Genomic DNA, 15,726 nt, shown 5'->3' on the forward strand with positions numbered 1-15,726 from the left:
CGTCCGCTCAGAACAGCCGGGGGGCGCCCGAGGCGACGCCCTTCATCTCGTCGTAGTCCAGGGTGACGCAGCGGATGCCGCGGTCCGCCGCCAGCACACGGGCCTGGGGTTTGATCTCCTGTGCTGCGAAGACGCCGGTGACCGGGGCGAGATGCGGGTCGCGGCCCAGCAGCTCGAGGTAGCGCGTGAGCTGCTCGACGCCGTCGATGTCGCCGCGCCGCTTCACCTCGACCGCGATCGTGCCGCCCGCGGGGTCGCGCAGGAGCAGATCGACGGGTCCGATGGCGGTCGGGAACTCGCGGCGGACGAGCGTGAGGCCCTCGCCGATGGTGTCGACCTGCTCGGCGAGGAGGCGCTGAAGGTCGGCCTCCACGCCGTCCTTCTGCAGGCCGGGATCGATGCCCAGCTCGTGCGAGGAGTCGTGCAGCAGCTCGTAGATGCGCACGAGGAGCGAGTCGCCGGTCTTCGCGTGGGTCACGCGCCAGACCTCCTGCACGCCGGCGGCGACGTTGTCGTCGTCGGGCGTCTCGACGGTGAGCGTGCACGGCGGGCTCATCCAGTTGAGCGGCTTGTACGAGCCGCCGTCCGAGTGCACGAGAAGACTGCCGTCGCCCTTGTGGACGAGGAGGCGCGTGGCCAGGGGGAGGTGCGCATTCAGGCGACCGGCGTAATCCACGGAGCAGCGGGCGATGACAAGACGCACCCGACGAGCCTACCCGCGGCGGACGGGCGGCATCGCGGCGGGAGGGGGTCGCGGTCGCTCAGTGCGCGGCGTGCCCCGCGCCGACCTTCGATCCGGCGATCGGCTTGGCCGCACCCGACGCCAGGCCCGACATCACGATGAGGCCGACGATGATCCACAGGGTGGGCAGGATGCCGATCGAGTGACTGATCCAGCCGAGCAGCGGCGGCCCGCAGAGGAACGCCAGGTAGCCGATCGTGGCGGCGGCCGAGACCGAGGCGGCGGCCTTCGTCGGGTCGTCGGCGGCGGCGGACATGCCGAGAGGGAAGCCGAGCGAGGCCCCCGCGCCCCACAGCGCGACACCGATGAAGGCGACCGGAAGCGACGGGGCCAGGATGAACAGCACGAGGCCGACGGCGGCCGCGATCGCGAGTGCGCGGAGGGTCCAGACGCGGCCGATGCGGTCCACCAGCGGGCCGCCGAGGATGCGGAAGACGGTCATCGCCACCGAGAACACCGTGAGCGCGACCGCTCCGACGGCCTCGGTCTCAGCGTGCCCGTCGACCATCGCGATCGTCAGCCAGTCGTTGGCACTGCCCTCGGCGAAGGCCATGCCGAGCATGATGATGCCGATCGCGTAGGTGCGCGGATCGCGCCAGACGACGAGCGACTGCCGCAGGCGCTCGCCCCGAGTGGGCGCGGCGGCCTCGTCGGTCGGCGCCGCGTCGTGGACGGGAACGGCGCGCAGGGCGAGCAGGCCGGTGACGATCACGGCCACACCCACGGCGCCCAGGTGCACGCCGACGCCGACGCCGCCGGCGGCCATCGCGATGCCGACGCCGGCACCGGCGACCGTGCCGAGGCTGAAGAAGGCGTGGAAGAGCGGCATCAGCGTGCGGCCGAAGGCCTGCTCGACGGCGGCCGCTTCGACGTTCATCATGACGTCGGTCGAGCTCATGCCGAGCCCCATCAGCGCCAGCCCCACCGCGGCGACCGGGTAGGACTGGGCCACCTGCACGCCGAGCCCCGCCACGATGACGCCCGCCGCGAACGTCAGGATGGTGAAGAACATGCCCCGACGGGCACCCCAGCGCACGACGATGATGTTGGCCAAGGACAGGCCGACGAGCGACGTCGCACCGGAGACGAACAGCAGCACGCCGACCTCGAAGTCGTTGATGCCGAGGTCGACCTTGACGGCCGGAAGGCGTGCCGCCCAGGACGCGAAGCCGAGGCCGGTGGCGAAGAAGATCGCGAAGATCGCGGTCCGCCAGGCGACGAGCTGGGGCCGGGTGAGGACGGAGGTCATCGCATCAGGCTACCGAATCGATTCGACGGGCGGAAACCCGGCGGGCTACCATCCTGAGGTGAGCACTCGCAGAGCCACCATCGCCGACGTCGCGCGCGCGGCTGGCGTCTCGCCCTCGACCGCCTCGGTGGTCTTCAGCGGCAAGACGCCCGTCTCCGAGGCGACGAGTCTGCGGGTGCGTGAGGCCGCCGAGGCGCTCGGCTACAGCGGCCCCGACCCTCGCGCCGCATCGCTGCGCCGCGGTCGCTCGGGCATCGTCGGCGTCGTGCTCGAGGAGCATCTCGGCGCGGCCTTCCTCGATCCGGTGACGCGGCTCACGATGGACGGCCTCGCCGAGGCCGTCGCCCCGCTGGGGGCGGGACTGCTGCTCCTCCGCGACGGGCTGGGCGGGGCATCCGCCGGCTCCGCGCCCACCCTCACGACGGCGCCCGTCGACGCGGCCGTGCTGATGGGCTGCAGCGGCTCGCTGCGGGAGTCGCTCGCGGCGGTCCTCGCGAGAGGGCTCCCGGTCGTGGTGCTGGAGGGGGACGCCGGCGACGACGTGCCGCAGATCCGGCTCGACAGCCGCGAGGCCCAGCGTCAGGCGGCCAGTCACGTGAAGGGCCTCGGACACACGCGGGTCGCCATCCTCACCCTGCCGACCACGGTCGAGCGCCGGCGCGGATGGCTCGACGCCGCGGACGCGGAGCGCATCACGGTGGACGTCACCCGCGACCGCCTGGCCGGGGCGCGCGACGTGTTCCCCGGCGCCCCCGCGTACGCGTCGGCGGGCAGCTCGATCGACGAGGGACTCCGCGCCGGCCGGGAGATGCTCGCCATGGCTGACCGCCCCACCGCCGTGCTCGCGCAGAGCGACGTGCTCGCGGCCGGGATCATCCGCGCCGCAGAGGAGGCGGCGCTGCGGGTGCCGGAGGACCTCAGCGTCACGGGCTTCGACGGCGTCGTCGTCGACGGACTCGCGCCCTACGAGCTGACGACGCTCGTGCAGCCGGCCACCGACAAGGGCCGCGCGGCCGGTGAAGCGGTCGCGGCCATGCTCGAGGGCCGGGTGGCGGCATCCATCCACTTCACCTGCCGGTTCCGCGAGGGCAACACCACCGGTCCGGCACCCGTCTGATTCCGTTCCGGCGCCGGTGAGCCGGATCCACCCGGCGGATCCGCAGGTCGCCCGCCCGTAGAATGGACGTCAGACCCCGATCGCCCGTGCAGCGCTTCCCCTCCGCTGCCGACGACCTTGAGGAGGCCGCGGATGCTGGCACTCCTCGGCGCGTTCGCGGTCATCCCGATCCTGCTGCCGTGGCTGGTGTCCCGCATCGGCGCCCGGGCGTTCTACGTCGCCGCGGCGCTGCCGGTCATCGCCTTCGCGCACACCGTCTGGCTCGCGCCGCAGGTGCAGTCGGGTGATGTGCCGTTCGAGGCATACGACTGGATCCCGGCGCTGGGCATCCAGCTCTCGATGCGCATGGACACCCTCGCCTGGGTGATGGCACTGATCGTGACCGGGGTCGGCGCGCTCGTGATGATCTACTGCCGCTGGTACTTCCGCGGCAAGAGCGACGGAGTCGGGCAGTTCTCCGCGGTGCTGCTCGCGTTCGCCGGCGCGATGTACGGACTCGTGCTCACCGACGACCTGGTCGTGCTCGTGATGTTCTGGGAGATCACGAGCATCCTGTCGTACCTGCTGATCGGGTTCTACAACCGACGGGCGGCGAGCCGCCGCGCCGCGCTCCAGGCGCTGCTCGTGACCACCCTCGGCGGGCTCGTCATGCTCATCGGCGTCGTGCTCCTCGTGGTCGAGGCCGGCACGAGCAGCCTGTCGACGATCCTCGCGCAGGCGCCGAGCGGGCCGATCGTCGATGCGGCGCTGATCCTCCTGCTCGTCGGAGCGCTGAGCAAGTCGGCCATCTTCCCCTTCCACTTCTGGCTGCCCGGTGCGATGGCCGCGCCCACACCGGTGAGCGCGTACCTCCATGCCGCGGCCATGGTGAAGGCCGGCATCTACCTCATCGCCCGCCTCGCCCCGATCTTCGCCCTCGCGGCGCCGTGGCGACCGATCGTCATCTCGCTCGGTGTGTTCACCATGATCCTGGGCGGGCTGCAGGCGCTCCGCGAGGCCGACCTCAAGCGCATCCTCGCGTTCGGCACCGTGAGCCAGCTCGGCATGCTGACCGTCGTGATCGGCTACGGCACCCGCGACGCGGCGCTCGCCGGTCTCGCCCTGCTGATCGGTCACGCCCTGTTCAAGTCGGCGCTGTTCCTGGTAGTCGGCGTCATCGACCGGCAGCTGTCCACGCGCGACATCAACGAGCTGAACGGACTCGGCCGGCAGGCGCCGGTGATGGCGGTCTTCTCCTTCATCGCCGTGGCGAGCATGGCCGGGATCATCCCGACGATCGGCTTCGTCGCCAAGGAGGGCGCGCTCACCGCGCTCCTCGAGGAGGCGGCCGGCGGCTCGGCGTGGGGTCTGGTGGCGCTCCTCGGCATCGTCCTGGGCTCGGTGCTGACCATGGCCTACGGCGCGCGGTTCCTCTGGGGCGCGTTCTGGACGAAGAAGGACAGCGGCATCGCCCGCACGGAGTGGCCCGACCCGCCCATCGGCTTCCTCGCCGCGCCGGTGCTGCTGTCGGGGCTGTCGATCGTCGCGGGCATCGCCGCGCCCGCCATCGACGACGCGCTCACCCCCTATGCCGACACCGCGCCGACCTCGACGCCGGGTGTGCCCGCGCCGGACCACCCGTACTACCTCGCCCTCTGGCACGGCCTCGAGCCGGCGCTCTTCATCTCGCTCGGCACCGTCGGACTGGGTCTCGTCGTCTTCCTCCTCACCCGCGGCTGGACCGCGCGCGCACGGGTGCTGCCCTTCACCGCGAACGAGGTCTACAACCTCGTGCTCCGCGGCATCGCGCGCCTGTCCGTGCTCACCACGAGCCTCACGCAGCGCGGATCGCTCGCGGTCTACGTCGGCACGATCTTCGTCGTGTTCGTCGCCGCCGAAGCCACGGCCCTCATCGCGGGCGGCGGCTGCGAGGCCCGGCTCACGCTCTTCCAGACGCCGATGCAGCTCGTGGCCGCGCCGCTCATGATCATCGCGGGGGTCATCGCCGTGCGGGCGCGCAAGCGCTACACCGGGGTCGTGCTGGTCTCGGTGACCGGCCTCGGCATGGTGACGCTCTTCGCGACGAGCGGCGCGCCCGACCTCGCCGTCACGCAGGTGCTCGTCGAGACGGTCACGCTGGTGGCCTTCGCGCTGGTGCTGCGGCGCATCCCCGCGCGCCTCGGCGAGCACAACGCCTCCGTGCTGCCCGTCCTCCGCGCCGTCATCGCCGCCGCGGTCGGGGTCACCATGGCCGCGATCGCGATCATCGCGACGTCGTCACGGGTCGCGACGCCCATCTCCGAGCGCTTCCCCGAACTCGCCTACGAACTCGGCCACGGCCGCAACGTCGTGAACGTCGCCCTCGTCGACCTCCGCGGGTGGGACACGATGGGCGAGCTGTCGGTGCTCATCCTCGCCGCGACGGGCGTGGCATCCCTCGTCTTCGTCACGCACCGCGCCGACACCCTGTCGGACTTCACCGCCCCGCTGCCGCGTACGCGCACCCGGCGTCCGCTCGTCGAGACCGCCGAGGGCGTGAAGCCCCGCACCGACGGCAGCCAGCGCCAGGCGTGGCTCGTCGGCGGACAGCGCGTGAAGCCCGAGAACCGCTCCATCCTGCTCGAGGTGATCGTGCGGGTGCTGTTCCACTCGATCATCGTCGTGTCGCTCTATCTGCTCTTCGCCGGCCACAACCTCCCCGGCGGCGGCTTCGCCGGCGGTCTGGTCGCGGGCATGGCGCTGGTCATGCGCTACGTCGCCGGCGGCCGCTACGAGCTCGGCGCCGCCGCGCCCGCCGACGCGGGCCGCCTCCTCGGCATCGGCGTGAGCCTCGCCGTCGCCTGCGCCGTCGTGCCGCTGCTCTTCGGCGCCGCGCCCCTCACCAGCACCTTCTTCGAAGCCGACCTGCCCGTCATCGGCCACATCGAGTTCGTGACCTCCACGATCTTCGACGTCGGCGTGTACCTCGTGGTGATCGGCCTCGTGCTCGACGTGCTGCGCAGCCTCGGCGCCGAGGTCGACCGCCAGGCGCAGGCCCAGACGGCGGCCGGACTCCGCCCGGGGGTGAGTGCCTGATGGATGCCTCGCTCGTCCTTATCGTCGTGATGGGCGTCCTCTTCGCCTGCGGCGTCTACGCGATGCTCGAGCGCAGCCTCACCCGCGTGCTCATCGGCTTCCTCCTGCTCGGCAACGCCGCGAACCTGCTGCTGCTGATCGTCATGGGCAGGCCCGGGCTCGCCGCGTTCTACGGCGACGGCGACCCGGAGCAGCTGTCCGATCCGCTCCCGCAGGCCCTCACGCTGACCGCCATCGTCATCACCTTCGCCGTCTCCGCGTTCCTGCTGGCGCTGATCTACCGCTCATGGCAGCTCGGACAGGCCGACACCGTCGAGGACGACGCCGAGGACATCGCGGTGCGCCGCCGCGGCGTCGAGGACGAAGACGACATGGACGACGAGTCCGAGACCGAGTCCGACGACGCCACGACCGACTTCGTGGGCATGGAGACCTCCCCCATCACCATCATCGGCAGCCGCGAGTTCTCTGGACTCCGCGACGACGCGCCCACCGACAGCCCGGCCGCCCGGCAGGCCGACCGCCCCGAGGGAGGCGCGCGATGAGCATGAGCGCCCTCGTCCCGCTGCTGGTCACCCTTCCCCTGGTCGGCGCGGCGATCGCGCTCATCGCCGGACGCCACCGCCGCACGCAGGTGTTCGTCTCCACGATCACGCTGACGCTCGTGCTCATCGTCGCGTCGGTGCTGCTGTACGCCGTCGATGCGGGCGGCCAGCCCATCGCGGTGTCGGTCGGCGGCTGGCCGATCCCGTTCGGCATCGTGCTGTACGTCGACCGTCTGGCGGCGCTGCTGGTCGTGGTCTCCAGCGTCGTGCTGCTCGCGGTCCTGCTGTTCTCGGTCGGTCAGGGCGCGGCCGACGGCGACGACGACACCCCCGTGTCGATCTTCCACCCGTCGTATCTGATCCTGTCGGCGGGTATCTTCAACGCCTTCATCGCGGGCGACCTGTTCAACCTCTACGTCGGGTTCGAGATCCTGCTCGTCGCCTCGTACGTGCTCATCACGCTCGGCAGCACCGAGTCCCGCATCCGCACCGGCGTCGTCTACATCGTCGTCTCGCTGGTGTCGTCGATCCTGTTCCTCGCGGCGATCGCGATGATCTACGGCGCGCTCGGCACCGTGAACATGGTGCAGCTGTCGGAGCGCATGACCGAGCTGCCGCAGCAGACGCAGCTCGTGCTGCACCTCATGCTGCTGCTGGCCTTCAGCATCAAGGCGGCGGTCTTCCCGCTATCGTTCTGGCTGCCCGACTCGTACCCGACAGCGCCGGCTCCGGTGACGGCGGTCTTCGCCGGACTCCTGACCAAGGTCGGCGTCTACGCGATGATCCGCACCGAGACCGAAATCTTCCGCGACAACGACGTCAACACGCTGCTGCTGATCGTCGCCCTGGCAACGATGGTCGTCGGGGTGCTGGGCGCGCTCGCGCAGGCGGAGCTGAAGCGCATCCTCTCCTTCACGCTGGTCAGCCACATCGGCTACATGGTGTTCGGGCTGGCGGTGGCGACCCCGGCGGCGATCGGGGCGACGATCTACTACATGGTCCACCACATCGTGGTGCAAACGACCCTGTTCCTCGCCGTGGGCCTCATCGAGCGCCGCGCCGGGTCGACGTCGATCCTGAAGGTGAAGGGGCTGATGCGCGCGGCACCCGTCATCGCGGTGCTGTACTTCATCCCGGCCATCAACCTCGGCGGCCTCCCGCCCTTCTCCGGGTTCATCGGCAAGTTCGCCCTGTTCGACGCGGCGGCCGAGGTCGGCACCCCCCTGATGATCGTCCTCATCGTCGGCGGCATCGTCACGTCGCTGCTCACGCTCTACGCCCTCATGCGCGCGTGGAACCTGTCGTTCTGGCGCGAGGAGGACGACTCGGCCGAGACCGAGTCGCGCATCTCCTACCTCGACGGGTCGGACGGCGCCGCCGTGCAGACCGAGCGCCGCGTCATCCCGCGCATCATGACGGCCGCCACCTCGGGGATGGTCGTCGTGACGGTCGCGCTCACCTTCTTCGCCGGCCCGCTCTACGCCGTGTGCGAGCGCATCGGCGCCTCCCTGCTCGAGCCCGTCTCGCTCGTGCAGCTCGAGAAGGAGGCCGGCCAGTGACGCCGCAGGTCTCCGGCGCCCGCCTGCTGTGGCGCCAGCTCCCCTTCCTCCTCTGGCTCGTCGCCCTGTGGATGCTGCTCTGGGGCCAGTTCACGATCGTCGCCCTCGTGACGGGACTCGTCGTGGCGGTCTTCGTGACGCGTGTGTTCCGGCTGCCGCCCGTGGAGCTCTCCGGGCGCGTGAACCTCTGGTACGGCCTCGTCTTCGTGCTGTCGTTCCTGTGGGCGCTCGTGCGCGGTTCGCTGACGGTCGCATGGCAGGTGCTGAACCCGAGGTCCTACCCCGGCACGGCCATCATCGCCGTGCCGCTGCAGACCGACGACGACCTGATCATGGCCCACGTCGCCGTGACGGCGTCGCTGATCCCCGGCTCGCTGATCGTCGAGAGCGACCGCGACCGCCGCATCCTGTATCTGCACGTCATCGGCGTGAAGGACCGGGAGGCCGTCGAGGAGCAGCGCCGCAGCGTGCGCCGCTGGGAGAGCCGCATCGTGCTCGCGGTCGGGTCGAAGGCGCAGGTCGGGCAGCTCGAGAAGGATCCGCAGCTGCACCGTCCGTCGGGGGGAGCGTCGTGAACATCCTGCTCGTGATCGTCTACGTCGTCTTCGCGGTGGCGGCGCTGCTGACGCTGTGGCGCATCGTCCGCGGTCCGTCGATCCTCGATCGCGCTGTCGCCTCCGACGTGCTGCTCACCGAGGTGCTCTGCCTGCTCGGGGCCGAGATGGCGATCAACCACCACACGCGATCTCTTCCGGTGATGCTCGTCATCGCCGCCGTGGGCGTCTTCGGCTCGATCTCGATCGCCCGGTTCGTGGCGAGGAAGGACGACGCCAAGCGATGAACGCCTTTTCCTTCGTGACAGCGGATGCCGCGGCCCCCGGTGTGCTCGACGCCGGGCTGGATCTGGTGTCGCTGCTGCTCATCCTCGCCGGTGCCCTCCTCTGCCTCACGGCGGCGATCGGGCTCCTGCGCTTCCGTGACGTGCCGACCCGCCTGCACGCGGCGACCAAGCCGCAGGTGCTCGGACTCATCCTCATCTGCCTCGCGATCGCGCTGTCGCTGCGGTCGTGGCCGGTCGTCGCGTTCCTCGTGCCGGTGGTGCTGATCCAGCTCGCCACGGCGCCGCTGTCGGCGCACATGGTCGGGCGGCAGGCCTACCGCAACGGCACCGTGGCGGAGCGCGACCTCGTCGTCGACGAGCTCGCCGAGTCGCGCGAGACGCCCCCCGCCGCCGGCGGCTGACCCGCCTCCCGGGCCGATCGGCCGACAGCGGTCGGCCGATCTGCGCGATCGTCGCGCGACGTCCATATGCATGCAATCGCAAGGACTCGTGGAGGACACGCCCAGAAACGGCACCTAACGTGAACGGGTCCGCCGCAGCATCCCGATGCGGGGGACGCCCTGCCCGCTCTCTCCCGAGGAGTGGTCGCCTCCCTGGCGGCCGTGGTGCGGGGCTGCCAGCCTGACGGCCGCGCCTCCGCGCGCACTCCTTCCTCGGAGCAGCCTCAGGGAAGCCCGATCATTGGAGCCCCGTGCGCCTACGCACTTCCGCGCGCGCGAAGAGATTCGCCATCCCCACCGCCGTCGCCCTCGCCGTCATCGTCGGTGTCGCCGTCCCCGCCGTCTCGGCCGTCGCCGCGGTCAGCGCCCCGCAGGCCGCGGTCGTGGCTTCGCCGCAGCGCCCCGTCGACCAGGACGCCGCGTTCTACACGACGACGGCCCGGGCGGTGAAGCAGTCGGCGGAGGGCAAGGTCGACACCTCCCTGCTCGACACGCAGCTGGCCAACCTGAGCGATCCGTCGTCCCTGCCCGAATCGTCGGTCACCGCGCTCACGCGCCTGGTGCGCGAGTCGTCGTCGGAGGTCGTCAGCCAGGTCGCCGCCGTCAACGCGCAGCTCGCGGCCGAGGCACAGGCCGCCGCGGAGGCGCAGGCGGCTGCCGAAGCGGCCGCGCAGGCCGCCGCGATCGCCAACTCGCCCGACGGCGCCCGCGCCACCGGTGCGTCGATGGCCGCGTCGCAGTACGGCTGGGGCGCCGATCAGTTCTCGTGCCTCGACTCCCTGTGGACCAAGGAGTCGAACTGGAACTACCAGGCCTACAACGCCGACGGCGGGGCCACCGGCATCCCGCAGGCACTCCCCGGCGACAAGATGGCGTCCGCCGGCTCCGACTGGCAGACCAGCGCCGCGACCCAGATCGCGTGGGGTCTCGGCTACATCTCCGCGGTGTACGGCACGCCGTGCGCCGCGTGGGGCCATTCGCAGTCCGTCAACTGGTACTGAGCGCGAGAAGGGCCGCGGTCATCCCGAGGGATGCCGCGGCCCTTCCGTGTGCGCCCGACCTGCGGATCAGCCGATCAGGCTGGGCTGCAGATCGCGGAGGGTGCGTCGTCGCGTCATGCGCGACACCCCGACCACGGTGAACACCAGTGCCCCCAGCATCCATGTCAGGAGCACGGCGAGATCGCCGCTCACCCGGCTGAGGTCGCCTCCGTACATGACCTGCCGCATGGCGTCGACGACGAAGCCCATCGGCAGTACGTGGTGGAGTGCCGCCAGCGGCGCGGGCAGGGTCTGCCAGGGGAACGTCCCGCCGGCGGTCACCAGCTGCAGCACCATGAGCACGAGTCCGAGGAACTGACCCACCGAACCCAGCCAGACGTTCAGCGCCAGGATGATCGCCGCATATGTGAACGACGCCAGCACCAGGATGCCCAGGGTCGCGAGCGGGTTCGCGAACGAGAAGCCGAGCGCGAGGGCGAGCACGCCGAACAGTCCGAGCATCTGCAGCCCGCCGAAGAGGGCGGGCGTCGCCCAGCCCGCGAGGGTCACGCGCAGCGCGGAGTGCAGCGCCGTGACGGCGCGGCGCGACACCGGCTTCACGATGAGGAACAGCGCGTAGATGCCGATCCAGCCGGCCAGCGCCGCGAAGAAGGGCGCGAGCCCTGCGCCGTAGTTCTGCGCCGGCGCGAGCGTCGCCGCGTCGACCGACACGGGCGCGGCCAGCGTCGAGGCCTGCTGCTGGCGGGTCGCGGCGTCGGTGTCGGGGAGCTGGTCGACGCCGCTCTGCAGGCCGTCGCGCAGCGTCGTCGCGCCGTCTGCGAGCTGCCCGAGTCCGCCGTCGAGCCCGGAGATGCCGTCGCGGAGGGCCGCCGCGCCGTCGGCCGCCGAGGCCGCGCCGTCGCGCAGGGAGGCGCTGCCGGAGGCGAGCTGCGCGCTGCCGGAGGAGACCTGCGCGCTGCCGCCCGCCACCTGCCGGGCTCCGTTCGCCACCTGCTGCGCGCCGTCGTTCAGCTGATCGACCTGACCCACGGCGGCTTGCACGCGGTCGTCGACCGCCGTCACGCGCTCGCCGATGGGGTCGAGCCGCGCGAGGATCTCGTCGATCACGGCGGGGTCCACTCCGCGGTCGGCCAGGCGCTGCGCGATGTCGGCGCGCACCTGCGGCACGAGCGAGGTGACCTCGGTGGCGGCGGAGCCCACGCGCTGGGCGATGTCGTCGATGCGCGCGGTGCCGTCGGCGACCTGCGCGCTCCCGTCGGCGACCTGCGCGGCACCGTCGGCGACCTGCGCCGCGCCGCTCGAGACCTGGGCGGCCCCGTCGGCGAGGGTCGTGGCGCCGTCGCGGAGCTGCGCCGTGCCGTCGGCGAGCTGCGACGAGCCGGCGACGAGCTGCGACGACCCGACGCGGGCGGAGGCGAGCCCGTCGACGAGCTGTCCGGCGCCGGTCGTGGCGTCGGTCAGCTGCACCCGGATGGTGTTGAGCGCGTCGAGCAGCGTGAGACCCGCCTCGGCGACGACCTTCTCCGTCACCGTCGAGCGGATGCGCTCGACGGTCTGGGTGCCGATCGTGGTGGCGAGGTAGTTGTTGGCGTCGTTGGTGCGCAGGTGGAGGGTGGCCGGGCGCGGGTCGTCGGTCGAGATCGAGGCGATCGCGGTGGTGAAGTCGGCGGGGATCTCGACGGAGAAGTCGTAGACGCCGTCATCGAGCCCGGATGCCGCGGCCGCAGCATCCACGACGTGCCAGTCGAAGGAGCCGCTGGTGGTGAGCTGGTCGGCCACCTCGTCGCCGAGGTTGCGGTCGGCGCCGTTGAGCGTCGCCCCGGTGTCTTCGACCACGAGGGCGACGGGCACCTGGGAGAGGCGTCCGTACGGGTCCTGGTTGGCCCAGAGGTAGAGGCCGCCGTAGACGATCGGCACGGCGAGGAGCGCGATCAGGGCGATCACCGACATGCGCGTGGCGGTCAGGCGGCGGAACTCCGCCGCGATCATCGCGGGAACCTTCATGAGCGGTTCTCCTCGTCGGTGGTGTCGGGTGCTGCGTCTGCGTCTGCGTCTGCGTCTGCGTCGGCGGGTGCGTCTGCGTCTGCGGGTGACGGTTCGGCGCCCATGAGGGTCGCGCCGCCGCTCTGCGCGAAGGCGGCCTGTCGCTCCGACACCTCGCCGAGCGCCTCGGCCACGAAGGCCTCGCTGGCGGCGATGTCGTCGATCGCGGTCTGGTGGTCGATGGCCCACTCCGACGCGCGGCCCGCGATCACGAGCACCGCGGCGCCGCGATCGGCGTAGTCGTGCAGCAGACGCCACCACGCCAGCGGTGCGCCGCCGTGGCGGTCGGGGGCGACGACGACGAGGCCGTCGACACCCGGGCGGAGGAGGGCGAGCTCGCACAGCATCCGGAGTCTGTCCTCGGGTGAGACGTCTGCGAGGGGAGTGGAGGCGAGGTCGCGCAGACCCTGGTCGGCGAGCCACGCGCGTGCGGCGAAGGGGTCGGCGCGGCGGCCGGCGAACATGAGCTCCTCGCCGACGAGCCCGGCCACCGAGACATTGGGTGCCGGCTCGCTGACGGTGGGCGCGTCGACGAGGGCGACGCGACGACGGATGCCGCGGCTGTCGGCCTTCCCGTCGAGGGCCACGGTGCCGCTGTCGGGCCGCATGCGGCCGGAGGCGAGGAGGCCCAGGACGGTCGGGCGCTGCTCGGTCTCGGCGACGGCGAGCGTCACCGTGCCGGAGGAGTAGGCGAGGGACGTCTCGGGGAGCGCGTCGCCGCGGCGGCCCTTCGAGACGCGGTCGAGGGAGACGCGCATCAGTCGGCGTCCTCGGTCGGTGCGCTCGCCGGAGCGGCGAGGAGGTCGGGGTGGGCGGCGAGGAGCTCGACGCTCTCCCGCCAGGACAGTCCGGCGATCGACAGGGTCGAGCGGACCGCGAGCGACTGCGCTTCGGGAGACGAAGCATCCACGCGCATGATCACGGTGCGCGCCGCCTCCTCGACGAGCCGGGCGAGCGTGGGCGCCGCGACGTCGGTGCGGAGCGTGCCGTCGTCCTGCCCGCGCCGCACGACCTCGATGACCGCGCGACGCAGAGGGGCGAGGGCGTCGGCCGTCTCCTGCACATGGGCGTCGTCCAACGCGATGGCGGCGATCACCTGCACGTGCGCGGCCTCGGCCCACAGCTGCGCGGCGAGCCGGGCCAGGGCGACCCGGGCATCGCTGTCCTGCACGCGGACGGCGATCGCGTTGAAGCGCTGGGCTCCGGCGGCGATCAGGTCGCGCACCAGCGCGTCGCGATCGGCGAAGTGGCCGTACAGCGCGCGCCGCGAGAGGCCGGCCGTGCGCGCGATCGCGTCGACGGAGGCCCGCGGGTCGCCGGCGATCGTCTCGGTGGCGGCGGCGAGGATGCCGGCGCGGTTCTGCACGGCGTCGCGCCGCGGCCGTCGCTCGGATGAAGTCGTAGTCACGCCGTCGAGTGTACTCTAAAGTGCACAGGCGTGTGCACTTTAGAGCGGGCAGACAACTGCTTCGAGATGCCACCACGCTCGGAGGTGCCTGAAATCAGGGATGTCACCAGAAGCAGGCCGGATGCCGCAGCATCCCCTGATTCTCATGACATCCCTGATTCTCGCGACAACCGGTGAGCCCGGCCCGTCCGGCTACGGCGACCCGAGCCCCGGGCCGCTGCGGATCAGTCGGTGCCGGAGTCGAAGGCCGAACCCTCGGAGGCCTCGTCGACGGCGTCGGCCAGACGTTCGCGCTCGGACGAGTAGCCAGACGCGTGCTCGATGATGTCGTCCGCGCCGCCCTGCTGCAGCTCGCCGACGAGCTCGCCCGTGGCGCCGCCGATGAGGCCGAGTCCGGCGTACTGCTCCAGGCGCGAGCGCGAGTCGGCGATGTCGAGGTTGCGCATCGTGAGCTGGCCGATGCGGTCGACCGGTCCGAAGGCGGCGTCGCCGACGCGCTCCATCGAGAGCTTCTCGGGGCCGTACGACATGTGCGGGGCGACGGTGTCGAGGATCGTGTAGTCCTCGCCGCGGCGCAGGCGCAGCGTGACCGTGCCCGTGATCGTCGATCCGACCCACTTCTGGATCGACTCGCGCAGCATGAGCGACTGCGGCTCGAGCCAGCGGCCCTCGTACATGAGGCGGCCGAGGCGGCGGCCCTGCTCGTGGTAGGTCGCGAGGGTGTCCTCGTTGAGGATGCCGTTGACCAGGCGCTCGTAGGCGATGAACAGCAGCGCCATGCCCGGCGCCTCGTAGATGCCGCGCGACTTCGCTTCGATGATGCGGTTCTCGATCTGGTCGCTCATGCCGAGGCCGTGGCGGCCGCCGATGCGGTTCGCCTCGAAGACGAGCGCGACCGGGTCGGGGTACTCGACGCCGTTGAGCGCGACCGGACGGCCGCCGTCGAAGGTGACGGTGACGTCCTCGGTCGCGATCTCGACCGCGGGATCCCAGAACCGCACGCCCATGATCGGCTCGACGGTCTCGAGCGAGACGTCGAGGTGCTCGAGGGTCTTCGCCTCGTGGGTGGCGCCCCAGATGTTGGCGTCGGTGGAGTACGCCTTCTCGGCGGAGTCGCGGTACGGGAACCCGTGCGCGACGAGCCACTCGCTCATCTCCTTGCGGCCGCCGAGCTCGGTGACGAAGTCGGCGTCGAGCCACGGCTTGTAGATGCGCAGCGCGGGGTTGGCGAGCAGGCCGTAGCGGTAGAACCGCTCGATGTCGTTGCCCTTGTAGGTGGAGCCGTCGCCCCAGATGTCGACGCCGTCCTCCTTCATCGCGCGCACGAGCAGCGTGCCGGTGACGGCGCGGCCCAGCGGCGTGGTGTTGAAGTAGGTGCGTCCGCCCGAGCGGATGTGGAACGCGCCGCAGGCGAGCGCCCCGAAGCCCTCCTCGACCAGCGCGCGCTTGGCGTCGACGATGCGCGCGACCTCGGCGCCGTACTCCAGCGCGCGGTTCGGGATCGCGGCGATGTCGTCCTCGTCGGGCTGGCCCAGGTCGCCGGTGTAGGTGCAGGGCACGGCGCCCCTGTCGCGCATCCAGGCGACGGCCACGGAGGTGTCGAGGCCCCCCGAGAAGGCGATGCCGACGCGCTCGCCGACGGGCAGGGACTGCAGGACCTTGGACATGCTCCGAGTTTAGCCAAGCGGCCGCGGCGCCCCCGTCCCGTGACGCCCGGCCCGCGCTGC

Annotated in this window: 14 protein-coding genes; 8 read left to right on the plus strand and 6 right to left on the minus strand. The window is 71.7% G+C overall.

From position 1 onward, the window contains the following. Positions 1 to 7 precede the first annotated feature (7 nt). Entirely contained in the window at positions 8 to 703 is a 696-nt protein-coding gene (gene nucS / locus ABC304_RS01070) for an endonuclease NucS (protein WP_412928475.1), read from the minus strand. 58 nt (positions 704 to 761) lie between these two features. Further along, on the minus strand, positions 762 to 1,991 hold the full coding sequence (locus tag ABC304_RS01075; protein WP_412928476.1) for an MFS transporter: 1,230 nt from the start codon (positions 1,989 to 1,991) through the stop codon (positions 762 to 764). A 58-nt stretch (positions 1,992 to 2,049) separates the two neighbouring features. Between ABC304_RS01075 and ABC304_RS01080 the strand changes: the two genes are divergently transcribed. The 8 genes from ABC304_RS01080 (at position 2,050) to ABC304_RS01115 (ending at position 10,548) form a co-directional block, all read left to right on the plus strand. Beyond that, positions 2,050 to 3,108 (plus strand): LacI family DNA-binding transcriptional regulator, encoded by a 1,059-nt coding sequence (locus ABC304_RS01080; protein WP_412928477.1) that lies wholly within the window; start codon positions 2,050 to 2,052, stop codon positions 3,106 to 3,108. A gap of 132 nt (positions 3,109 to 3,240) precedes the next feature. After that, positions 3,241 to 6,162 (plus strand): Na+/H+ antiporter subunit A, encoded by a 2,922-nt coding sequence (locus ABC304_RS01085; RefSeq protein ID WP_412928478.1) that lies wholly within the window; start codon positions 3,241 to 3,243, stop codon positions 6,160 to 6,162. After that, complete coding sequence (locus ABC304_RS01090; protein ID WP_412928479.1) at positions 6,162 to 6,707, plus strand: Na(+)/H(+) antiporter subunit C; 546 nt, start codon at positions 6,162 to 6,164, stop codon at positions 6,705 to 6,707. Before ABC304_RS01085 ends, ABC304_RS01090 begins: the two co-directional genes overlap by 1 nt. Positions 6,708 to 6,709: 2 nt before the next feature. Continuing rightward, complete coding sequence (locus ABC304_RS01095) at positions 6,710 to 8,266, plus strand: Na+/H+ antiporter subunit D (protein ID WP_412929031.1); 1,557 nt, start codon at positions 6,710 to 6,712, stop codon at positions 8,264 to 8,266. Beyond that, entirely contained in the window at positions 8,263 to 8,841 is a 579-nt protein-coding gene (locus tag ABC304_RS01100) for a Na+/H+ antiporter subunit E (protein ID WP_412928480.1), read from the plus strand. Before ABC304_RS01095 ends, ABC304_RS01100 begins: the two co-directional genes overlap by 4 nt. Continuing rightward, complete coding sequence (locus ABC304_RS01105) at positions 8,838 to 9,107, plus strand: MrpF/PhaF family protein (protein ID WP_412928481.1); 270 nt, start codon at positions 8,838 to 8,840, stop codon at positions 9,105 to 9,107. Before ABC304_RS01100 ends, ABC304_RS01105 begins: the two co-directional genes overlap by 4 nt. Beyond that, positions 9,104 to 9,508, plus strand: coding sequence for a monovalent cation/H(+) antiporter subunit G (mnhG, locus tag ABC304_RS01110; protein WP_412928482.1), 405 nt, complete (start codon positions 9,104 to 9,106; stop codon positions 9,506 to 9,508). The genes ABC304_RS01105 and mnhG overlap by 4 nt, the downstream gene beginning before the upstream one ends. A gap of 290 nt (positions 9,509 to 9,798) precedes the next feature. Beyond that, complete coding sequence (locus tag ABC304_RS01115; protein WP_412928483.1) at positions 9,799 to 10,548, plus strand: aggregation-promoting factor C-terminal-like domain-containing protein; 750 nt, start codon at positions 9,799 to 9,801, stop codon at positions 10,546 to 10,548. A 66-nt stretch (positions 10,549 to 10,614) separates the two neighbouring features. On the opposite strand, the gene ABC304_RS01120 is transcribed toward ABC304_RS01115, so the two are convergent. From ABC304_RS01120 to argG, 4 genes are all read right to left on the minus strand, one after another. Next, positions 10,615 to 12,552, minus strand: a complete 1,938-nt coding sequence (locus tag ABC304_RS01120) for a YhgE/Pip family protein (protein ID WP_412928484.1) — start codon at positions 12,550 to 12,552, stop codon at positions 10,615 to 10,617. Continuing rightward, positions 12,549 to 13,349 (minus strand): hypothetical protein, encoded by an 801-nt coding sequence (locus ABC304_RS01125; RefSeq protein WP_412928485.1) that lies wholly within the window; start codon positions 13,347 to 13,349, stop codon positions 12,549 to 12,551. The genes ABC304_RS01120 and ABC304_RS01125 overlap by 4 nt, the downstream gene beginning before the upstream one ends. Beyond that, on the minus strand, positions 13,349 to 13,999 hold the full coding sequence (locus ABC304_RS01130; protein WP_412928486.1) for a TetR/AcrR family transcriptional regulator: 651 nt from the start codon (positions 13,997 to 13,999) through the stop codon (positions 13,349 to 13,351). The genes ABC304_RS01125 and ABC304_RS01130 overlap by 1 nt, the downstream gene beginning before the upstream one ends. 224 nt (positions 14,000 to 14,223) lie before the next feature. After that, the gene (argG, locus tag ABC304_RS01135) at positions 14,224 to 15,666 is read right to left on the minus strand and encodes an argininosuccinate synthase (protein ID WP_412928487.1); all 1,443 of its coding nucleotides are present in this window, start codon (positions 15,664 to 15,666) and stop codon (positions 14,224 to 14,226) included. Positions 15,667 to 15,726 lie beyond the last annotated feature (60 nt).

This window comes from Microbacterium jepli (assembly GCF_047237905.1).
Lineage (GTDB): Bacteria > Actinomycetota > Actinomycetes > Actinomycetales > Microbacteriaceae > Microbacterium.